Genomic DNA, 18,959 nt, shown 5'->3' with positions numbered 1-18,959 from the left:
GCAGCAGGCTCAGTCCCCATCCTCCGGCGGCCACAGTTCCTTCCAGTGCCCCGGCGCCGCCGGCGAAGGTGATCCGCAGCACGGCCCACCACCACACCGCCGCGAACCCCAGGGCAACCCCCCAGCGCAGTATCCGCCCCACCATGGCCGCCACCTCCAGCCGGACGCTAGAACGCCGCCCGGTCCAGCGGGGAGGCGCACCGAGGGCTCACCGATGCAACGGCCGTCGGCCGGCGTCGGCCACTGCTACGCGTTCTCCGCCTGGAACATCCAGTGATGCTTCTCCAGATCCGCTGTGATCCCGATGAAGATGTCCTGGGAGACGGGATCCGGCTCCGCGGTGGCCATGACCCGCTCCCGCATCCGGGTGATCACCGCGCCCAGCGCGTCCACCAGGGCGCCCACCGCGTCCGAGTCCTTGACCCAACCCCCGGGTGCGGTGGCGATGCCGCTGCCGGCGGCCACCGTGGTCGCGCGTCCGTCCGGTGAGACACCCAGCGCCGAGGCCCGCTCGGCGACCGTGTCGGAGTGCGTCCGGGCCGTGGCGACGACCTCGTCGAGCTGGAGATGGACGGTCCGGAAGCGAGGGCCGACCACGTTCCAGTGGATCTGCTTGGCGACCAGCGCCAGGTCCACCAGATCGACGAGAGCGCCCTGCAGCGCCTCGGCCACGGTCTTCAGGTCCGCGTCGGACAGCGGGCTCTTCACGACGTACATGGTGTCTCTCCGGTCGTTTCGCCCCCTGTCGGTCCCTCCACCATGACCGCACCACCGGGCACCGGCAAATGGACGCACACCGCCGACGGGCATACGAAGGCCCCGGCCGTGCCTCCCCAGGTCTGCCTGGAGAGGCCCGTCGGGGCCTCGCACACTTCTTTCGACGCCGGGTCGGCGCCACGTCGGTCTACGCCCGCACAGGCGTCACGCGGCGACCACGTCCACTGCCTCGGCCGGCGCCTTGATGGTCACCCGTTCCGGTGGCACACCGGTCACCGAGACGGTTCCCAGCATCGGGCGAACCGGCGTGGGCACGGACTCGGTGGCCTGAGCGGACTGGGCCAGCTCGGCGAGGGCGAGTTCGTCGCTCACTTCTCGCATGAGTTCGGACATCCGTACGTCCAGCGCGTCGCAGATGGCGGAGAGCAGCTCGGAGGAAGCCTCCTTCTGCCCCCGCTCCACCTCGGAGAGATAGCCGAGTGAGACTCGGGCGGACGAGGAGACTTCGCGCAGAGTACGGCCCTGGCGCTGGCGCTGCCGACGCAGCACGTCACCCAGCAGGCGACGGAGCAGAATCATCGGTGGCTCCCTCCTCGGACCGCGTAGCCGCATCCTTCACGCCCCACCGTACCGCCTTGCGCCGCGGCCGTGCGGGGAGCGATGTCGTGTTCACTCAGGGCTGCAAACATCAAAACCCCCCGTTCTGTTCCGTATCCTGTGTCCGCTCATTCCCGGTCTGTTCGCTCGCAAGCTCCCTCAGGAGCAGCACGAGTACGCTCCGTACACTCTCTCTACGAATTTCCGCACGGTCGCCGTTCAACCGCAGGGCCTCTACTTTTCCGCCAGCGGCAGAACCGGATCCGGCACCGAAGGGTCCGTCGACGGCCACGAAAACCGTGCCGACCGGGCGGCCGTCCTGGGGTTCCGGGCCGGCCACTCCGGTGGTCGCGATGCCCCAGTCGGCGCCCAGCGCCTTCCGCACCCCGGCCGCCATCTGGGCCGCGACCTGCGGGTCCACCGCGCCGCGCTGGGCCAGCAGGGTGGCGTCGACGCCCAGCAGCTCGTGCTTCAGCTCGGTCGCGTAGGCGGTGACCGAGCCCCGGAAGGCGTTGGAGGCGCCCGCGACCGCTGTGATCTCCGCCGCCACGAGGCCACCGGTCAGCGACTCGGCGACAGCGAGGGTCTGCCCCCGCACCGTCAGTAGTCGCACCACTTCGGCGGACGTGGAATTCACGCTTCCGGCTCCTCCAACGCTGCTGCGCGCTCGGCGATTCCCTGCCGCCGCAGCACAATGGCCTGTCTCACATAGTCAAGGCCCGTCACGACCGTCAGCACGACGGCCGCGGCCATCACCCAGAACCTCAGAGTCGCCAGCCACCCCGTCAGTGCCAGCACATACATCCCCACGGCGACGCCCTGGGTGAGGGTCTTGAGCTTGCCGCCGCGGCTGGCCGGGATCACGCCGTAACGGATGACCAGGAAACGCAGCAGGGTGATCCCGAGTTCCCGACCGAGGATCACGATCGTCACCCACCAGGGCAGATCGCCGAGCGAGGACAGACAGATCAGTGCCGCCCCCATGATCGTCTTGTCGGCGATGGGGTCGGCGATCTTCCCGAAGTCGGTGACCAGGTCGTAGGTGCGCGCCAGATGGCCGTCGAAGAGGTCGGTGATCATGGCGATGGCGAAGGCGGCCCAGGCGAGCGAGCGCCAGGCCGGGTCGTATCCGCCGCCGGCCAGCATCAGGGCGACGAAGCCGGGGACCAGGACAAGCCGGAGCATGGTCAGCAGGTTGGCGACGTTCCACACGCTGGCCTGGTTGACGGCGGCCGCGGCGATCTTCCGTCCCCGCACCGGCCTCTCGCCGTCACGCGAACCGGAACTTCCGGCATCGGAACCCGCGGCACCGGCGGTCTGCGGACCGGAGACGTCCGGAGTGGCACCGGGGGCGGCGGCGGAGCCCGGGGCGCCCTGTGCGCCGGAGGAACCGCCTGCGGCGGACGCCGGGACTCCGGTCATCTGCCGGCCTCCTCACTCCACGCGGGCGCGCCCTGCAGCGGCTCGGCCACCAGGTCGACACCCTCCGTACCGACCACCTTCGCCTCGACGATACGGCCGGCGCGCAGCCCTTCGCCGCTCGTGAGCAGCACCTGCCCGTCCGTCTCCGGCGCCTGGTGGGCCGCACGGCCGTAGACGCCGTCCTCGTCGTCCACGGACTCCACGAGGACGTGCACGGTCTCGCCGACGCGCTCCTCGGCCCGCTGCGAGACAAGTTCCTCGGCGAGCCGGGAGACCCGCGCGAGCCGCTCGGCGACGACGTCCTCGTCCAGCTTGTTCTCGTAGGTCGCCGCCTCGGTGCCCTCCTCGTCGGAGTACCCGAAGACGCCGATCGCGTCGAGCCGCGCGCCGTTCAGGAAGCGCTCCAGCTCGGCCACGTCGGACTCGGACTCGCCGGGGAAGCCGACGATGAAGTTGGAGCGGACACCGGCCTGCGGCGCCTTGGCCCGGATGGTGTCGAGCAGCTCCAGGAAGCGGTCGGTGTCGCCGAAGCGGCGCATGGCCCGCAGTACGCCCGGGGCGGAGTGCTGGAAGGACAGGTCGAAGTACGGGACGACGTTCGGCGTGGAGGTCAGTACGTCGATCAGGCCGGGGCGCATCTCGGCCGGCTGGAGGTAGCTGACGCGCACCCGCTCGATGCCGTCGACCTCGGCCAGCTCGGGCAGCAGGGACTCCAGGAGGCGGATGTCGCCCAGATCCTTGCCGTAGGAGGTGTTGTTCTCGGAGACCAGCATGATCTCCTTCACACCCTGTTCGGCCAGCCACCGGGTCTCGTTCAGCACATCGCTCGGGCGGCGTGAGATGAAGGAGCCGCGGAAGGAGGGAATGGCGCAGAAGGAGCAGCGCCGGTCGCAGCCGGAGGCGAGCTTGACCGAGGCGACCGGGGAGCCGTCCAGCCGGCGGCGCAGGGGCGCACGCGGGCCGGAAGCGGGCGCCAGGCCCTCCGGGAGGTCGGACGGGCCGTGCCCGGGCAGCGCCACCGACGCGGCCGATTCCTGTCGCTCGGCCGGGCTGATGGGCAGCAGCTTGCGCCGGTCGCGCGGGGTGTGCGAGGCGTGGATGCCGCCGTTGAGGATGGTCTGCAGCCGGTCGGAGATGTCGGCGTAGTCGTCGAAGCCGAGCACGCCGTCCGCCTCGGGCAGCGCCTCGGCGAGTTCCTTGCCGTACCGCTCGGCCATGCAGCCCACCGCCACGACGGCCTGGGTTCTGCCGTGGCCCTTGAGGTCGTTGGCCTCAAGGAGGGCGTCGACGGAGTCCTTCTTGGCGGCCTCGACGAAACCACAGGTGTTGACCACGGCGACATCCGCGTCCTCGGCGTCCTCGACGAGCTGCCAGCCGTCCGCCTCCAAACGGCCTGCGAGCTCCTCCGAGTCCACCTCGTTACGGGCGCAGCCGAGAGTGACTAGTGCGACGGTACGGCGTTCAGGCATGGGCTCAAGACTACTTCGTCTCACCGACAGCCCATGTCGAAGGGGCTGGCCGATCATGGCCAACCCCCTGCGTCCGTGCTTGATCCGAACGGTTATCCGACTGCCGGGTCGCCCTTGGTGTACGTCAGGCGCTCCACGGCTCCGGGCCGGAACTGGTCCTCGATCTTCTTGCCGTTGACGTAGAGCTGGATGGCTCCGGCGTCACCGAGGATCAGGTTGATCTTGGAGCTGTCCTGGAAGGTCTTGGACTCGCCCTTCTTCAGCAGCCCGTCGAACAGCATCCGGCCGTTGTGGTCCTTGGCCGAGATCCAGCTGCGTCCGTCCATCGCGCTGACCTGGACGGTGACCTTGTCCTGGGGTGCGGCGGCGATCGCGCTGTCGGAGGGCTCGGGGGTCTTGCCGGGCTTGCTTTCCTTCGGGGTCGGCGAGGCCGGCTTCTTGGTCGTCGGGGTGGCTCCCCCGGCGACCGACTGCTTGGCGTCGTCTCCGCCGCCGCCCTTGAAGGCGGTGAAGCCGACGAAACCGATCACGACGACGATCGCGGCGACCATGGCCGCCGTCCAGTTGGGTCCTCGGCGCTCGGGGCGGATACGTTCCGCCTCGAACAGCGGAGCGGCGGGCGTCGGCGCGGGCCGCCCACCACCATGCTCGGCCGCGAACTGCGCCAGCAGCGGCTCGGGGTCGAGGCCTACGGCCTTGGCGAGGGTCCTGATGTGCCCGCGGGCGTAGACATCGCCGCCGCAGGGGGCGAAGTCGTCGGCTTCGATGGCGTGCACGATGGCGATGCGGACCCGGGTGCTCCCGCTGATGTCGTCGACGGTCAGCCCGGCGGCGATGCGGGCCTGCTTGAGGGCTCGGCCTACGGAGGGGCGGTTTTCCTCGGACTCGTCTGGGAACGGACGCTCGTCTTCAGGGGAGTTGCTGCCGATGGACACGGGGGCGCCTTTCGAGCGTGTAGCCACCTGTGCTGGAAGTTCAGTCTAGGGGGGGTACGAAAGGGTGGGGCAACCGGGCGATGGGACTGTGTACGCCATCGGTATGGCCGGGCATCCCGATGACGGGTCGGGCGTGCGCCCCAGGGTGGGGTACCCGCCTTTCCTCTCGCTCAACTTGACGTACGTCAAAGGGAAACGGTTGCCCGACGGTCTCTAACGGGTAGATCACGACAGCGACTCCTCCCGGTCTACAGGCGCCCGAAGCCCTGGGAGAGACCTACCCCTTCAGCCGCCACGGATCACAGCGAGCACTCCGTCCAGCTCATCGGGTTTCACCAGAACGTCGCGTGCCTTGGACCCCTCGCTCGGCCCGACGATGCCGCGCGACTCCATGAGGTCCATGAGCCGGCCGGCCTTGGCGAAGCCCACGCGCAGCTTGCGCTGGAGCATGGAGGTGGAACCGAACTGCGTGGAGACGACCAGTTCGGCCGCCTGGCACAGCAGGTCGAGGTCGTCGCCGATGTCCTCGTCGATCTCCTTCTTCTGCTTGGAGCCCACGGTGACGTCGTCCCGGAAGACCGGCGCCATCTGGTCCTTGCAGTGCTGGACGACGGCCGCGACCTCGGCCTCGGTCACGAACGCGCCCTGCATACGGGTCGGCTTGTTGGCCCCCATCGGAAGGAAGAGGCCGTCGCCCTTGCCGATGAGCTTCTCGGCGCCCGGCTGGTCGAGGATGACGCGGCTGTCGGCGAGCGAGGACGTGGCGAAGGCGAGCCGGGAGGGCACGTTCGCCTTGATCAGACCGGTGACGACGTCGACCGACGGCCGCTGGGTGGCGAGTACCAGGTGGATTCCGGCCGCACGCGCGAGCTGCGTGATACGGACGATCGCGTCCTCGACGTCGCGCGGGGCGACCATCATGAGGTCGGCGAGCTCGTCGACGATCACCAGCAGGTAGGGGTACGGCTGCAGCTCCCGCTCACTGCCCTCGGGCAGCTTCACCTTGCCGTCACGGATCGCCTGGTTGAAGTCGTCGATGTGCCGGAACCCGAACGCGGCCAGGTCGTCGTAGCGCAGGTCCATCTCGCGTACGACCCACTGCAGCGCCTCGGCGGCCCGCTTCGGGTTGGTGATGATCGGGGTGATCAGGTGCGGGATGCCCTCGTAGGCGGTCAGCTCGACCCGCTTGGGGTCGACCAGGACCATCCGTACGTCCTCCGGGGTCGCCCGCATCATGACCGAGGTGATCAGACAGTTGATGCAGGACGACTTGCCGGAGCCGGTGGCGCCTGCGACGAGCATGTGCGGCATCTTCGCCAGCGAGTGCATGACGTAGCCGCCCTCGACGTCCTTGCCGAAGGCGACCAGCATGGGGTCGTCGTCCTCGGCGGACTCGGCGAGCCGCAGCACGTCACCGAGGTTGACCATTTCCCGGTCGGTGTTGGGGATCTCGATGCCGACGGCCGACTTGCCGGGGATCGGGCTGATGATCCGCACGTCCGGGCTGGCCACGGCGTACGCGATGTTCTTGGTGAGGGCGGTGATCCGCTCGACCTTCACGGCGGGCCCGAGCTCGACCTCGTACCGGGTGACCGTGGGACCGCGGGTGAAGCCGGTGACCCGCGCGTCGACCTTGAACTCGGAGAACACGGTGGTGAGCGAGGCGACGACCTTGTCGTTGGCCTCGCTGCGCGCCTTGCCCGGCCCGCCCCGGGTGAGCAGGTCCAGGGAGGGCAGCGAGTAGGTGATGTCGCCGGAGAGCTGGAGCTGCTCGGCGCGCGGGGGCAGGTCGCGGGGCTCCTCGGGGGCCGGCTTGGTCAGGTCGGCGACGACCGGTTCGGCCTTGAGCTTCTCCTGCTTGGGCCGCGCGGCCGGGACCGGAGTCGGGTTCGGGGCCGTACTCGGGGCCGGCACGGGGGTGGGCGTGGTGTCCTCGCGATCGCCGACGCTGACGCCCTGGGTGAGGTCGGCGACGAGCGGCGAGGGCGGCATGCCGTGCATGACCGCGCCGTCGAGGGCGGCCGCGGCGGCCGCGGCGACGTCCACGGCGTCCATCTGACGGCCCACCTCGGGCTGCGGCACGGCGGAGCGCCGCGGGCGGCCCCGGCGCTTGGCGAGGGCCTCCTGCTCGGCAACGTCCGGGTCGTAGTCCTGGGGGGCGCTGGAGCGCCTGCGGGAGCGCCCGGGCAGCGCCTCACGCCACTGGTCGTCGTAGCGCTCGTCGTCGGTGTGCTCGCCGTACTCGTCGGGTTCGGGGTCGTGCAGCAGCCCGAGGCTGATGCCGAGCGCGCGCAGCCGCTGCGGGATCGCGTTCACCGGGGTCGCGGTGACGACGAGCAGCCCGAAGATCGTGAGCAGCGCCAGCAGCGGTACGGCGAGGACCTCGGTCATGGTGTATGTCAGCGGGGTGGCCGCCGCCCAGCCGATGAGGCCGCCGGCGTCCCTTATGCCCTGCATACCATCGGTGCGGGCGGGCGAGCCGCAGGCGATGTGGACCTGGCCGAGCACGCCGATGACGAGCGCGGACAGGCCGATCACGATCCGGCCGTTGGCCTCCGGCTGCTCGGGGTGGCGCATGAACCGTACGGCGATCATCGCGAGCAGGATCGGCACCAGCAGGTCGAGGCGGCCGAAGGCACCGGTGACGAGGATCTCCACCAGGTCGCCGACCGGGCCGCGCAGGTCGGCCCAGGTGCCGGCGGCGACGATCAGGGCCAGGCCGAGCAGGAGCAGCGCGATGCCGTCCTTGCGGTGGGCCGGGTCCAGGTTCCTGGCTCCCTGTCCTATGCCGCGGAAGACGGCGCCGACGGCGTGCGCGAGGCCGAGCCAGAGGGCGCGCACCAGGCGGTAGAGGCCCCCGGTGGGGCTGGGCGCCGGCCTGGGCGCCGGCGCGGACTTCTTGGCCGCGGCCCTCTTGGCGGGCGCCTTCTTGGCCGGGGCTTTCTTGGCGACGGCCTTTTTCGCCGGAGCCTTCGAGGGAGCGGCCTTCTTCGGGGGCTGCTTCTTGGCTGCCGAGGGACGTGAGGCCATGGGTGTGAGGTTACCGGGGGATGCGACAGGGGACACGTGTGCCCACCGCTTCACCCGTTCGTGTCGCCCTTGCCGGGGCGCGGAACTGACGCGTACTCATGGGCAACAGCGGCCGCTGTCGTGGTCAGTTCTGCGAGGGAAGCGGTGGAGCGCCGCCGCCGGTGCCCGGTTCGAGGGCGTCCAGCGCCCGGCGCAGGCCGGTGAGTTTGCGCTCCAGATGGGCCGCCGTGGCCACCGCCGCCGCGTCCGCGGACTCGTCGTCCAGCTGCTTGGACAGCGCCTCGGCCTGCTCCTCGACGGCCGCGAGCCGCGCCGACAGCTCGGCGAGCAGCCCCGCGGACTCCTTGCCGGCGACCGCGCCCTTGCCGCCGCCCTCCAACTGGAGCCGAAGCAGCGCCGCCTGCTCACGGAGCTGGCAGTTCTTCATGTACAGCTCCACGAACACCGAGACCTTGGCGCGCAGCACCCACGGGTCGAAGGGCTTGGAGATGTAGTCCACCGCGCCGGCCGCGTAGCCCCGGAAGGTGTGGTGCGGGCCGTGGTTGATCGCGGTGAGGAAGATGATCGGGATGTCCCGGGTCCGCTCCCGTCGCTTGATGTGCGCCGCGGTTTCGAAACCGTCCATGCCCGGCATCTGGACGTCCAGCAGAATGACCGCGAAGTCGTCCGTGAGCAGTGCCTTGAGCGCTTCCTCCCCGGACGATGCCCGTACCAGTGTCTGATCGAGCGCAGAGAGGATGGCCTCCAGCGCCAGCAGATTCTCCGGCCGGTCATCGACCAGGAGGATCTTGGCCTTCTGCACCATGGCCCGCCCTCCTCGCCCCGGATGTGCACCGGGCGCCGCCCCAGGGGACGACTCCCTTTCGCCGCCCGTCCTTGTGCCGGTCATGGTAGCCGCACCCCGCCTGTCGCCACACCCTGTCACCGCGATGTCACTGTGCACGTAGCAGAAACGCAGCCGGGGACCAGAAGGTTCCCCCAATCCCGCACTTCTACACGGGTTCGGCCACCCTGAGTCAGCAACTCCCCGTGCACACGGAAGGTTCCCACAACGTTCACATCACACCCGGTCGTTGCGGTCACTCCGCACGCATCCACTTCTCCATCACCGCCAGAAGGTGATCGGGGTCGACCGGCTTGGTGACATAGTCGGAGGCGCCGGACTCGAGCGCCTTCTCCCGGTCGCCCTTCATCGCCTTGGCGGTCAGCGCGATGATCGGCAGCCCGGCGAACTGCGGCATCCGACGGATCGCCGTGGTCGTCGCGTAGCCGTCCATCTCAGGCATCATGATGTCCATCAGGACGACCGCCACGTCGTCGTGCTGCTCCAGGACCTCGATGCCCTCACGGCCGTTCTCGGCGTACAGCACCGACAGACCGTGCTGCTCCAGGACGCTGGTGAGCGCGAAGACGTTGCGGATGTCGTCGTCGACGATCAGCACCTTCTCCCCGCCGAACCGCACGCCCCGGCGCGGCGCCGGTGCCGTCCCCTCCTGCTCGGCCAGCACCGGCCACGACTCGTCCATCTGAGGCGTGGCCCGGCGGCGGCGCCGGAAGAGCGCGGCGGCACCGTTCTGGGTCTCCTGGTACGACTTCACCTCGGCCGGCGTCTCGATCTCCACGCCGGACAGCTCCGAGCTGAGGTTCCGCGAGGCGACCAGGTCCCCGGCCTCCAGGGCCGGCACGGACTGCTGGTAGCCCTGCGGCGGCGGTTCGCTGGGGTGCAGCGGCAGATACAGCGTGAACGTCGAGCCCCGGCCCGGCTCGCTCTGCGCGTAAATCTCACCGCCGAGCAGCTGCGCGATCTCCCGCGAGATCGACAGACCGAGACCCGTACCGCCGTACTTGCGGCTGGTCGTGCCGTCGGCCTGCTTGAACGCCTCGAAGATGACCCGCATCTTGCTGGCCGCGATGCCGATACCGGTGTCGGTCACGGAGAACGCGATCAGCGGTGCGTCCGGATCGCTGAGCGAGCCGGCCTCCAGGAGCTGCTCCCTGATCCCCGGCGGCACATCGCCACTGGCCGGCCGGATCACCAGCTCCACCGAGCCGGAGTCGGTGAACTTCACCGCGTTGGACAGCAGGTTGCGCAGCACCTGCAGAAGCCGCTGTTCGTCCGTGTGCAGGGTGGCGGGCAGCTCCGGGGAGACCCGCACCGACAGGTCGAGACCCTTCTCCGCGGTCAGCGGCCGGAAGGTGGCCTCCACGTAGTCCACCAGCTGGACCAGCGCGATACGCGTCGGGGAGACGTCCATCTTGCCCGCCTCGACCTTTGACAGGTCGAGGATGTCGTTGATCAGCTGGAGCAGGTCGGAGCCGGCGCCGTGGATGGTCTCGGCGAACTCCACCTGCTTCGGGGACAGGTTGCCCTCGGCGTTGTCGGCGAGCAGCTTGGCCAGGATGAGCAGCGAGTTGAGCGGAGTGCGCAGCTCGTGCGACATGTTGGCGAGGAACTCGCTCTTGTAGCGCATGGAGACGGCGAGTTGCTCGGCACGCTCCTCCAGGACCTGCCTGGCCTCCTCGATCTCGGTGTTCTTCACCTCGATGTCGCGGTTCTGCTGGGCCAGCAGTTCGGCCTTCTCCTCCAGTTCGGCGTTGGACGCCTGGAGCGCCTTCTGCCGGTTCTCCAACTCCGCCGACCGCTCGCGCAGTTGCTCGGTCAGCTCCTGCGACTGCTTCAGCAGCACCTCGGTCTTGGTGTTGACCGAGATGGTGTTGACGCTGGTCGCGATCATCTCGGCGATCTGGTTGAGGAAGTCCTTCTGGATCTGCGTGAACGGCGTGAAGGACGCCAGCTCGATCACACCAAGGACGTTGCCCTCGAACAGCACCGGAAGCACGATCACCTGCGCCGGCGGGGCCTCGCCGAGCCCGGAGGAGATCTTCAGATAACCCGTGGGCGCCTTCTCCACCAGGATAGTGCGCTTCTCCTTGGCGGCCGTGCCGATCAGCGCCTCACCCGGCCGGAACGACGTCGGCATGGAGCCCATCGAGTAGCCGTACGACCCCTGCATCCGCAGCTCGTAGGCGTCCTCGGTCTCGGCGCCCAGGTCCTTGCCGTCGACCAGGGGCACCGACAGGAAGAACGCGCCGTGCTGCGCGGTGACCACCGGCGTCAGCTCGCTCATGATCAGCGAGGCCACGTCCGCCAGGTCGCGGCGGCCCTGCATCAGCGCGGAGATACGCGCCAGGTTGCTCTTCAGCCAGTCCTGCTCCTGGTTGGCGACCGTGGTGTCACGCAGGTTGGCGATCATCTTGTTGATGTAGTCCTGCAGTTCCTGGATCTCGCCGGACGCGTCCACGTCGATCTTCAGGTTCAGGTCACCGCGGGTCACCGCGGTCGCCACGCGCGCGATGGCACGCACCTGCCGGGTCAGGTTCCCGGCCATCTCGTTCACGGACTCGGTGAGGTCCCGCCAGGTGCCGTCGACGTCACGCACGCGTGCCTGACCGCCCAGCTGCCCCTCGGTGCCCACCTCACGGGCCACCCGGGTGACCTCCTCGGCGAAGCTGGACAGCTGGTCGACCATCGTGTTGATCGTCGTCTTGAGCTCGAGGATCTCGCCGCGGGCGTCAATGTCGATCTTCTTGGTCAGGTCGCCCTTGGCGATGGCCGTGGTGACCATCGCGATGTTGCGCACCTGGCCGGTCAGGTTGGACGCCATGCCGTTCACCGACTCGGTCAGGTCCTTCCACGTACCCGCCACACCCGGTACGTGCGCCTGGCCGCCCAGGATGCCGTCCGTACCCACCTCTCGGGCCACCTTGGTGACCTGGTCGGCGAACGAACTCAGCGTCTTGACCATCGTGTTGATGGTGTCGGCGAGTTGGGCGACCTCACCGCGCGCCTCGATGGTGACCTGCCGGGTCAGGTCGCCGTTGGCGACCGCCGCCGACACCTGGGAGATGTTCCGCACCTGCATGGTCAGGTTGTTGGCCATCAGGTTCACGTTGTTGCTGAGGTCCTTCCAGATGCCCGTGACACCCGGAACGTGCGCCTGGCCGCCCAGGATGCCCTCGGTACCCACCTCACGGGCCACCCGGGTCACCTGCTCGGCGAAGCTGGACAGCTGGTCGACCATGGTGTTGACCGTCGTGACGAGTTCGAGGATCTCGCCCTTCGCGTCAACAGTGATCTTCTTCGACAGGTCGCCCTTGGCGACGGCCGTCGTGACCTCGGCGATGTTGCGGACCTGGATGGTCAGGTTGTTCGCCATGAAGTTCACGGACTGCGTGAGGTCCTTCCAGGTGCCCGCGACCCCCTGCACCTCGGCCTGGCCGCCGAGGATGCCCTCGGTGCCCACCTCGCGCGCGACACGCGTGACCTCCTGGGCGAACGACGACAGCTGGTCGACCATCGTGTTCAGGGTGTTCTTCAGCTCCTGGATCTCACCGCGGGCGTCCACGGTGATCTTCTGGGAGAGGTCACCCCGGGCCACCGCGGTGGCCACCTGGGCGATGTTGCGCACCTGGGCGGTGAGGTTGCCGGCCATGCCGTTCACCGAGTCCGTCAGGTCCCGCCACACACCGGCCACACCGGGCACCTGCGCCTGACCGCCGAGCCGGCCCTCCGTACCCACCTCGCGGGCCACCTTGGTGACCTGGTCGGCGAAGGCGGACAGCTGGTCGACCATCGTGTTGATGGTGTTCTTCAGCTCGAGGATCTCGCCGCGCGCGTCGACGTCGATCTTCTGGGACAGGTCGCCCCGCGCCACCGCCGTCGTCACCTGGGCGATCTGCCGCACCTGCGAGGTGAGGTTGCCCGCCATGAAGTTGACGGAGTCCGTGAGCTCCTTCCAGGTGCCCGAGACCCCGTCCACGCGGGCCTGACCGCCCAGGCGGCCCTCCGTGCCCACGTCCCTGGCCATCCGCGTCACCTGGTCGGCGAAGCTGGAGAGCTGGTCCACCATCGTGTTCACGGTGTTCTTCAGCTGGAGCATCTCGCCGGAGACGTCGACCGTGACCTTCTGGGAGAGGTCACCGTTGGCCACCGCCGTCGTCACCTGGGCGATGTTGCGCACCTGGCCGGTGAGGTTGCGGAACGCGGTGTTGACCGAGTCGGTCAGGTCCTTCCAGGTACCGGCGGCCCCGGCCACCTGCGCCTGGCCGCCCAGTTCACCCTCGACCCCGATCTCCCGGGCCACACGGGTGACCTCGGCACCGAACGACGACAGCTGGTCGACCATGCCGTTGACGGTGTTCTTCAGCTCCAGCATCTCGCCGGCCACGTCCACGGTGACCTTCTGCGACAGGTCACCGTTGGCCACCGCCGTCGTCACCGCGGCGATGTCCCGCACCTGGGTGGTCAGGTTCCGGAAGACCGTGTTGACGGAGTCCGTCAGGTCCTTCCAGGTGCCCGCGGCGCCCGGCACGTTCGCCTGCCCGCCGAGCTGCCCCTCGGCACCGACCTCGTTGGCCACGCGCGTGACCTCGTCCGCGAAGATCCGCAGCGTCTCGGTCATCTGGTTGATCGTCTCGGCGAGCTGCGCGACCTCGCCGCGCGCCGGAACGGTCACCTTGCGCGACAGGTCACCGCTGGCGACCGCGGTGGTCACCTCGGAGATCCCGCGCACCTGGGCCGTCAGATTGCCGGCCATGATGTTGACGGAGTCGGTGAGCTCCTTCCACGTACCGGCGACCCCGGGCACATGCGCCTGGCCGCCCAGGATGCCGTCCGTACCCACCTCACGGGCGACCCGGGTCACCTCGGAGGAGAAGGCGGACAGCTGGTCCACCATCGTGTTGACGGTTTCCTTCAGCTCCAGCATCTCGCCGGCGACCTGAACCGTGACCTTCCGGGACAGATCACCCTTGGCGACCGCTGTCGTCACCAGCGCGATGTCCCGCACCTGGGCCGTCAGCCGGTACGCCATCGTGTTGACCGAGTCCGTGAGATCCCGCCACGAACCGGACATACCGCGCACCCGGGCCTGCCCGCCCAGCTTGCCCTCGGTACCCACCTCGCTGGCCACGCGCGTGACCTCGTCGGTGAACGTCGACAGCTGGTCCACCAGGTTGTTGACGGTCCTGCCGACCTTCAGGAACTCACCGCGCAGCGGATGCCCCGTCCCGTCCACCGACGGCGACCGCAGATCCATACGCGGCGACAGATCTCCCTCGGCCACCGCCGTCAGGACCCTGCCCACCTCGGAGACCGGCCGTACGAGGTCGTCGACGAGAGCGTTGGAGTTGTCCACGGCCGTCGCCCAGGAGCCTTCGCAGGCCCCCGTCTCCAGCCGCTCAGTGAGTTTTCCCTCACGTCCGACCACACGCCGTACCCGTGACAGCTCACCCGTGAGGTGAAGATTGCGGTCGGCGACCTCGTTGAAGACCGCCGCGATCTCCGACATCACGCCGTCACCGGAGACCGTGAGCCGCTTCCGGAAGTTCCCGTCGCGCATCGCCACGAGAGCCACCAGCAGCCTGTTCAGGGCAGCCGTGTCCACCTCCGTGGTCCCGTCACCGCCCCGCTGCCTGCTCAGGGACGGTCCGCCTTTCGCGCGCGCCTTAGTGCCCCGCGCCGCTGCGCCAGACTCCACTGTGTCCCTCCCGCAGGGGTCGACCGTTACCACTGTGCTCGTACCACTGTGCTCGGTTACCGCCATACTCGGCGTACCGCTTACTTCGGCGTACCTGTTACTGCTGCGTATTTCTGCCAGACCGGATCCGGCCACACCAGGGGCTGCTGCCCGCCGTACACACGACCCACTCAGCCTGGCCGGACCTTCATCAGAAGCCTGCCCAGTGTTTCACCCTGGCCGAACCAGGCCATAACAGTTCGGCAGCTTCGCACATCGTCCGCACACCCTGGGGGCGTAAACACCGGCGACCGGCATCCGCTCGGACGGCGAAGGTAAGTAACCTTGCATACGGCTGTCCAGCCACACCGGTTCGTCCGGCCTGGGCGGTGGCACGAGCACGAGCGGGCATTCGGAGGGGCGGCCGCAGACCATGACCACCGGAGTGATCCCCGGGGGGCACACCCCTGAGCCACGGCCCACGGGCGAGCGGATGCCGCAGCAGCGGCATGAGCCGGCCGGCCTGGGAAGCCCGTATGTCGAGAACCGGTCGAGGAGTTCTGTGATCACCGCGCGCGCGGCCGCCAGCTTCGAGCCCGTCGGGCGATCGGTCGCGACCGCCCGGGCCTTCGTCCGCGACACCCTCCAGGGCTGGGGCTACGCGGACATCGTCGACGACGCCGTGGTCCTCACCAGCGAACTGGTGACCAACGCGGTCGTGCACGCGGGCACCCACGCCGACGTCCTGTGCCTGCGCGCGGACGACGGGGTGCGCATCGAGGTCACCGACCGCTACCCGGAACGCGAGGTCCCGATCCAGGGCTCCGCCGTCAACATGGGCAGCCCCGACCGCGAGGGCGGCCGCGGCCTCCAGCTCTGCGCGGCCCTCGCCGCCCGCTGGGGTGTCGAGTACACGCCCACGCACAAGAATGTCTGGTTCCAGCTCGATCTCCCCGAGCGCCCGGTGGGCACCCGCGCCGCCGGACCGTCCCTCCCCGCCGAGCTGCTGCCTCTCGCCGACGGCCGGGTCCGGGTCGCGGTCATCCAGATCGACCGCAAGGGTTCCGTCACCGCCTGGAACGAGGACGCCGAGGAACTCTTCGGCCACACCGCCGCCGAGGTCACCGGCAGGCCGCTGACCGACCTCGCCGCCTGGCCGCACACCCCCGGCACCGGCACCGGCGTCGCGGAGGCCCTCCAGCTCTCCCGCTGGGAGGGCAGCTACGGCATCCGCGGCGCCGACGGCCGTGTCACTTCCGTCTACGCCTCGCACCTGAGGGTCCGCGACACGGGCGGCGAGCCCTCCACCGTCTGCCTGCTGGTACGCGACCACGAACGCGCCGTCCTCCAGACCCCGTTGCGCCTCCCCGCCTCCGACGGCGGGGGTGTCTCCGACGGCCAGAGCACCGACCCCTTCGAGGTGTTCATCGGCTCGCCGGCCCCGGACGACCTCGACGGCCTCCTCCAGCGCACGGTCGAGCGCGCCCGCGACATGCTCGACGGCGACTCCGCGTTCCTGCTCCTCGCGACCGACGACGAGACCGAGCTGGAGGTCCGTGCATCCACGGGTCTGCCGTCGGCCCGTCAGCGCTTCGCGCGCGTGCCCGTCGAAGCCGGCCCCGGCCGCTACGGCTCGGCCCGCATGCCGGCCGTCCACGACGATCTGGCCGCCGTTCCGGGCGCGGTACCCCTCCTGGGCGGCACTGGCATGCGCTCAGTGGTCACGGTCCCGCTGAAGGTCGAGGGCCGTCTGACGGGCTCCCTGGGCGTCGCGGCCGAAGCGCCCGGCAGATACTCCAACGAGGAGGCGCTGCGCCTCCAGTTCGCGGCCGACCGCATCGCCCTGGCCGTCGAGTCCGCCCGCCTGGGCGAGCTGGAACGGCTGCGCCGCGGCTCGCTCAGCTTCCTGGTCGAGGCCTCCGACCTGCTCGCCGGCACCCTGGACCGCGACCAGACCCTCGCCCTGATGGCACAGATGACGGTCCCGACCCTCGCCACCTGGTGCGCGGTCTACACCATCGCCGACCAGGCCTCCGAGCCGTATCTGTCGTACGTCCTGCACGAGGACGAGGAACTCATCGACGGAATCAAGTCGTTGCTCTCCAAGGTGCCCCCGCCGGACCCGGTACCCACCCCGGGCGCCCGCATCTGGACGGCCCCCGGTGAGCACGCCCACCAGGCCGCCCTGCGCAGCTCCATGCGCAGCCTCGGCCTGACCGGTGGCCCCGCCCGCCAGGTCTCCTCCGCCATCGGCCCGACGCTCGCCACGGCCTCGGCCGTGGCCGGCGAGACCGTGGTGCTCCCCCTGGTGGCCCGCAACCGCGTCATCGGCATGCTCACCCTGGGCAAGCCCGCCGACGAACACTTCCGCCAGGAGATCCTGGAACTGGCCGAGGACCTGTCCCGCCGGGCCGCCCTGGCCCTGGACAACGCCCGCCTTTACTCGGAGCGCACGGCCATCAGCCAGGCCCTCCAGCGCAGCCTCCTACCCCCGGGCACCCCGCACATCGAGGGCATCGAGGTCGAGGTCATCTACCGCGCGGCCGGCGAGGGCAACGAGGTCGGCGGCGACTTCTACGACGTCTTCCCCATCGACGACGGCACCTATGGCTTCGCCATCGGCGACGTCTGCGGTACGGGCCCCAACGCGGCCGCCGTGACGGGCCTCGCGCGGCACGCGCTCCGGCTCCTGGCACGGGAGGGCCTGAGCGGCCCCGCGGTCCTGGAGCGCCTCAACTCGGCCATCCTGGACGAGGGTTCCCGCAGTCGCTTCCTGACCCTCCTGTACGGCGAGATGCGCCCGCAGGAGGACGGCAGCGCGGAGATGAAGGTGGTGTGCGCCGGCCACCCGCTCCCACTGCGCCTGCGCCAGGACGGCACGGTGGAGGCCGCCGCCGAACCCCAGCCGCTCCTCGGCGTCATTGAGGAGCTGGAGCTTTACGAGCAGACGGTCATCCTCGACCCGGGTGACGTCCTGCTGTGCGTCACGGACGGTGTGACGGAACGCCGGGAGGGCACGCGCATGCTGGGCGACGACGGCCTCGCGGACGTCCTGACGACATGCACGGGCCTGACGGCCGGCGCGGTCGCCGCACGCATCATGCGCGCGGTGGAACGCTTCGCGTCGGACGCTCCGTCGGACGACATGGCGATTCTGGCGATGCGGGTCCCCGGCCTTCAGACGGACTGAGGGCGGGGACGGAAGAGGAAACGAAAAAGTCCCGCCCGAAAAGGGCGGGACTTTCTTCTTGGAGCCCCCAAACGGAATCGAACCGTTGACCTTCTCCTTACCATGGAGACGCTCTGCCGACTGAGCTATAGGGGCCTGTTGCCTTTTCGAGGTTTCCCCCGCAGCAACGGAATAGATCATACCCTGAACGGACCCGAGTTCCCAAACTCGTTCAGAAGGCGGGCTGCAGCAGTCCGCCGAGGGCGTTGCAGGCGGAGGCGATCCGCTGCATCTCCCGCTTCGTCAACGAGGCGTCCACCGGCAGCGCCAGCGTCTCGTCGGCGGCCCGCTCGGTCTCCGGCAGCGAGACACAGCGCCGGAATTCCGGGAGCCGGTGCAGAGGCGTCTTCACCGGCACCCGGCAGTCGACTCCCTTGCCCCGCAGGGCCCGTGCGAAGGCGTCCCGGTCGGGACGGCCGTTCCCCGGCACCCGCACGACGTACTGCTGGTAGGTGTGCCCGTCACCACCGTCCGGCGTGCGCACACCGCGCAGCTTCGCATCGAGATAAGCGGCCCGCTGCCGCCGCTGCGCGATCTCGTCGTACGGCGCCTCGGACTCGCCCTGCTCCAGCACCAGCAGCCCGTGCCGCTGCCCCAGCTCACGCAACCGACGGATGTCGGCCCACCGTCCAAAGCGGTGGACGACAACCACGGCCGCGGATCGGGCAGTTACCGCCGCTTCCACCGCCGAGACGTCGAGGCAGTAGGTCACCGGATCTATGTCGGCGAACACCGGAAGCGCGCCGGCGAGTGTCACGGCCTCGGCGACTTCCACGTTCCCGAAGGCCGGCACTATCACCTCGGCACCGACTCCGACGCCGGCGGCCCTGAGCATTGCAGCAGTACCCATGCTGGGATGCTCTGCGCGCAACGTGAACTTTGCGTTACGCAAGCCAAAAAAGGGTGGTACCCGGAACGGAAGTTCCGGGTACCACCCTTTCAATGTCTGTTCGGCGGTGTCCTACTCTCCCACAGGGTCCCCCCTGCAGTACCATCGGCGCTGTAAGGCTTAGCTTCCGGGTTCGGAATGTAACCGGGCGTT

The 18,959-nt window shown here is 69.4% G+C and carries 11 protein-coding genes, 1 tRNA gene and 1 rRNA gene; 1 reads left to right on the top strand and 12 read right to left on the bottom strand.

Annotated elements, in window-relative coordinates; genetic code table 11:
* Positions 1-246 precede the first annotated feature (246 nt).
* The 9 genes from ACZ7OO_RS25285 to ACZ7OO_RS25245 all read right to left on the bottom strand — a co-directional run bounded on the left by ACZ7OO_RS25285 (position 247) and on the right by ACZ7OO_RS25245 (position 14,709).
* Entirely contained in the window at positions 247-717 is a 471-nt protein-coding gene (locus ACZ7OO_RS25285; RefSeq protein ID WP_471507900.1) for a Dps family protein, read from the bottom strand.
* 204 nt (positions 718-921) lie between these two features.
* On the bottom strand, positions 922-1,296 hold the full coding sequence (locus ACZ7OO_RS25280; protein WP_132894382.1) for a helix-turn-helix domain-containing protein: 375 nt from the start codon (positions 1,294-1,296) through the stop codon (positions 922-924).
* Positions 1,297-1,405: 109 nt separating this feature from the next.
* Entirely contained in the window at positions 1,406-1,951 is a 546-nt protein-coding gene (locus ACZ7OO_RS25275; protein WP_471507898.1) for a CinA family protein, read from the bottom strand.
* On the bottom strand, positions 1,948-2,736 hold the full coding sequence (gene pgsA / locus ACZ7OO_RS25270; RefSeq protein WP_471507896.1) for a CDP-diacylglycerol--glycerol-3-phosphate 3-phosphatidyltransferase: 789 nt from the start codon (positions 2,734-2,736) through the stop codon (positions 1,948-1,950). The genes ACZ7OO_RS25275 and pgsA overlap by 4 nt, the downstream gene beginning before the upstream one ends.
* On the bottom strand, positions 2,733-4,205 hold the full coding sequence (rimO, locus tag ACZ7OO_RS25265) for a 30S ribosomal protein S12 methylthiotransferase RimO (RefSeq protein ID WP_471507894.1): 1,473 nt from the start codon (positions 4,203-4,205) through the stop codon (positions 2,733-2,735). The genes pgsA and rimO overlap by 4 nt, the downstream gene beginning before the upstream one ends.
* 92 nt (positions 4,206-4,297) lie before the next feature.
* Entirely contained in the window at positions 4,298-5,140 is an 843-nt protein-coding gene (locus tag ACZ7OO_RS25260; protein WP_471507892.1) for a helix-turn-helix domain-containing protein, read from the bottom strand.
* Between the two features lie 285 nt (positions 5,141-5,425).
* Positions 5,426-8,206, bottom strand: coding sequence for a DNA translocase FtsK (locus ACZ7OO_RS25255; protein WP_471507890.1), 2,781 nt, complete (start codon positions 8,204-8,206; stop codon positions 5,426-5,428).
* Between the two features lie 88 nt (positions 8,207-8,294).
* Entirely contained in the window at positions 8,295-8,975 is a 681-nt protein-coding gene (locus ACZ7OO_RS25250; RefSeq protein WP_351728264.1) for a response regulator, read from the bottom strand.
* A gap of 274 nt (positions 8,976-9,249) precedes the next feature.
* Positions 9,250-14,709: a HAMP domain-containing protein gene (locus tag ACZ7OO_RS25245; protein ID WP_471507888.1), complete on the bottom strand. Its 5,460-nt coding sequence runs from the start codon at positions 14,707-14,709 to the stop codon at positions 9,250-9,252.
* Between the two features lie 412 nt (positions 14,710-15,121).
* Between ACZ7OO_RS25245 and ACZ7OO_RS25240 the strand changes: the two genes are divergently transcribed.
* Complete coding sequence (locus tag ACZ7OO_RS25240; protein WP_471507886.1) at positions 15,122-17,878, top strand: SpoIIE family protein phosphatase; 2,757 nt, start codon at positions 15,122-15,124, stop codon at positions 17,876-17,878.
* Positions 17,879-17,937: 59 nt separating this feature from the next.
* On the opposite strand, the gene ACZ7OO_RS25235 is transcribed toward ACZ7OO_RS25240, so the two are convergent.
* From ACZ7OO_RS25235 to rrf, 3 genes are all read right to left on the bottom strand, one after another.
* Positions 17,938-18,013, bottom strand: a tRNA-Thr gene (locus tag ACZ7OO_RS25235).
* 76 nt (positions 18,014-18,089) lie between these two features.
* Positions 18,090-18,752 carry a DegT/DnrJ/EryC1/StrS family aminotransferase gene (locus ACZ7OO_RS25230; protein ID WP_471508268.1) on the bottom strand — a complete coding sequence of 221 codons (663 nt, stop codon included), beginning with the start codon at positions 18,750-18,752 and terminating at the stop codon, positions 18,090-18,092.
* 113 nt (positions 18,753-18,865) lie between these two features.
* Positions 18,866-18,959, bottom strand: a 5S ribosomal RNA gene (rrf, locus tag ACZ7OO_RS25225); the annotation flags it as partial.

It is taken from the genome of Streptomyces sp. NPDC111744 (assembly GCF_055634995.1).
This window is presented reverse-complemented; position numbering and strand designations above follow the sequence as displayed.

Coding starts and splice junctions, on each gene's coding strand:
- ACZ7OO_RS25285 (WP_471507900.1), bottom strand. CDS start 717: ATGTACGTCGTGAAGAGCCCGCTGTCCGACGCGGACCTGAAGACCGTG.
- ACZ7OO_RS25280 (WP_132894382.1), bottom strand. CDS start 1,296: ATGATTCTGCTCCGTCGCCTGCTGGGTGACGTGCTGCGTCGGCAGCGC.
- pgsA (WP_471507896.1), bottom strand. CDS start 2,736: ATGACCGGAGTCCCGGCGTCCGCCGCAGGCGGTTCCTCCGGCGCACAG.
- rimO (WP_471507894.1), bottom strand. CDS start 4,205: ATGCCTGAACGCCGTACCGTCGCACTAGTCACTCTCGGCTGCGCCCGT.
- ACZ7OO_RS25250 (WP_351728264.1), bottom strand. CDS start 8,975: ATGGTGCAGAAGGCCAAGATCCTCCTGGTCGATGACCGGCCGGAGAAT.
- ACZ7OO_RS25240 (WP_471507886.1), top strand. CDS start 15,122: ATGACCACCGGAGTGATCCCCGGGGGGCACACCCCTGAGCCACGGCCC.
- ACZ7OO_RS25230 (WP_471508268.1), bottom strand. CDS start 18,752: ATGCTCAGGGCCGCCGGCGTCGGAGTCGGTGCCGAGGTGATAGTGCCG.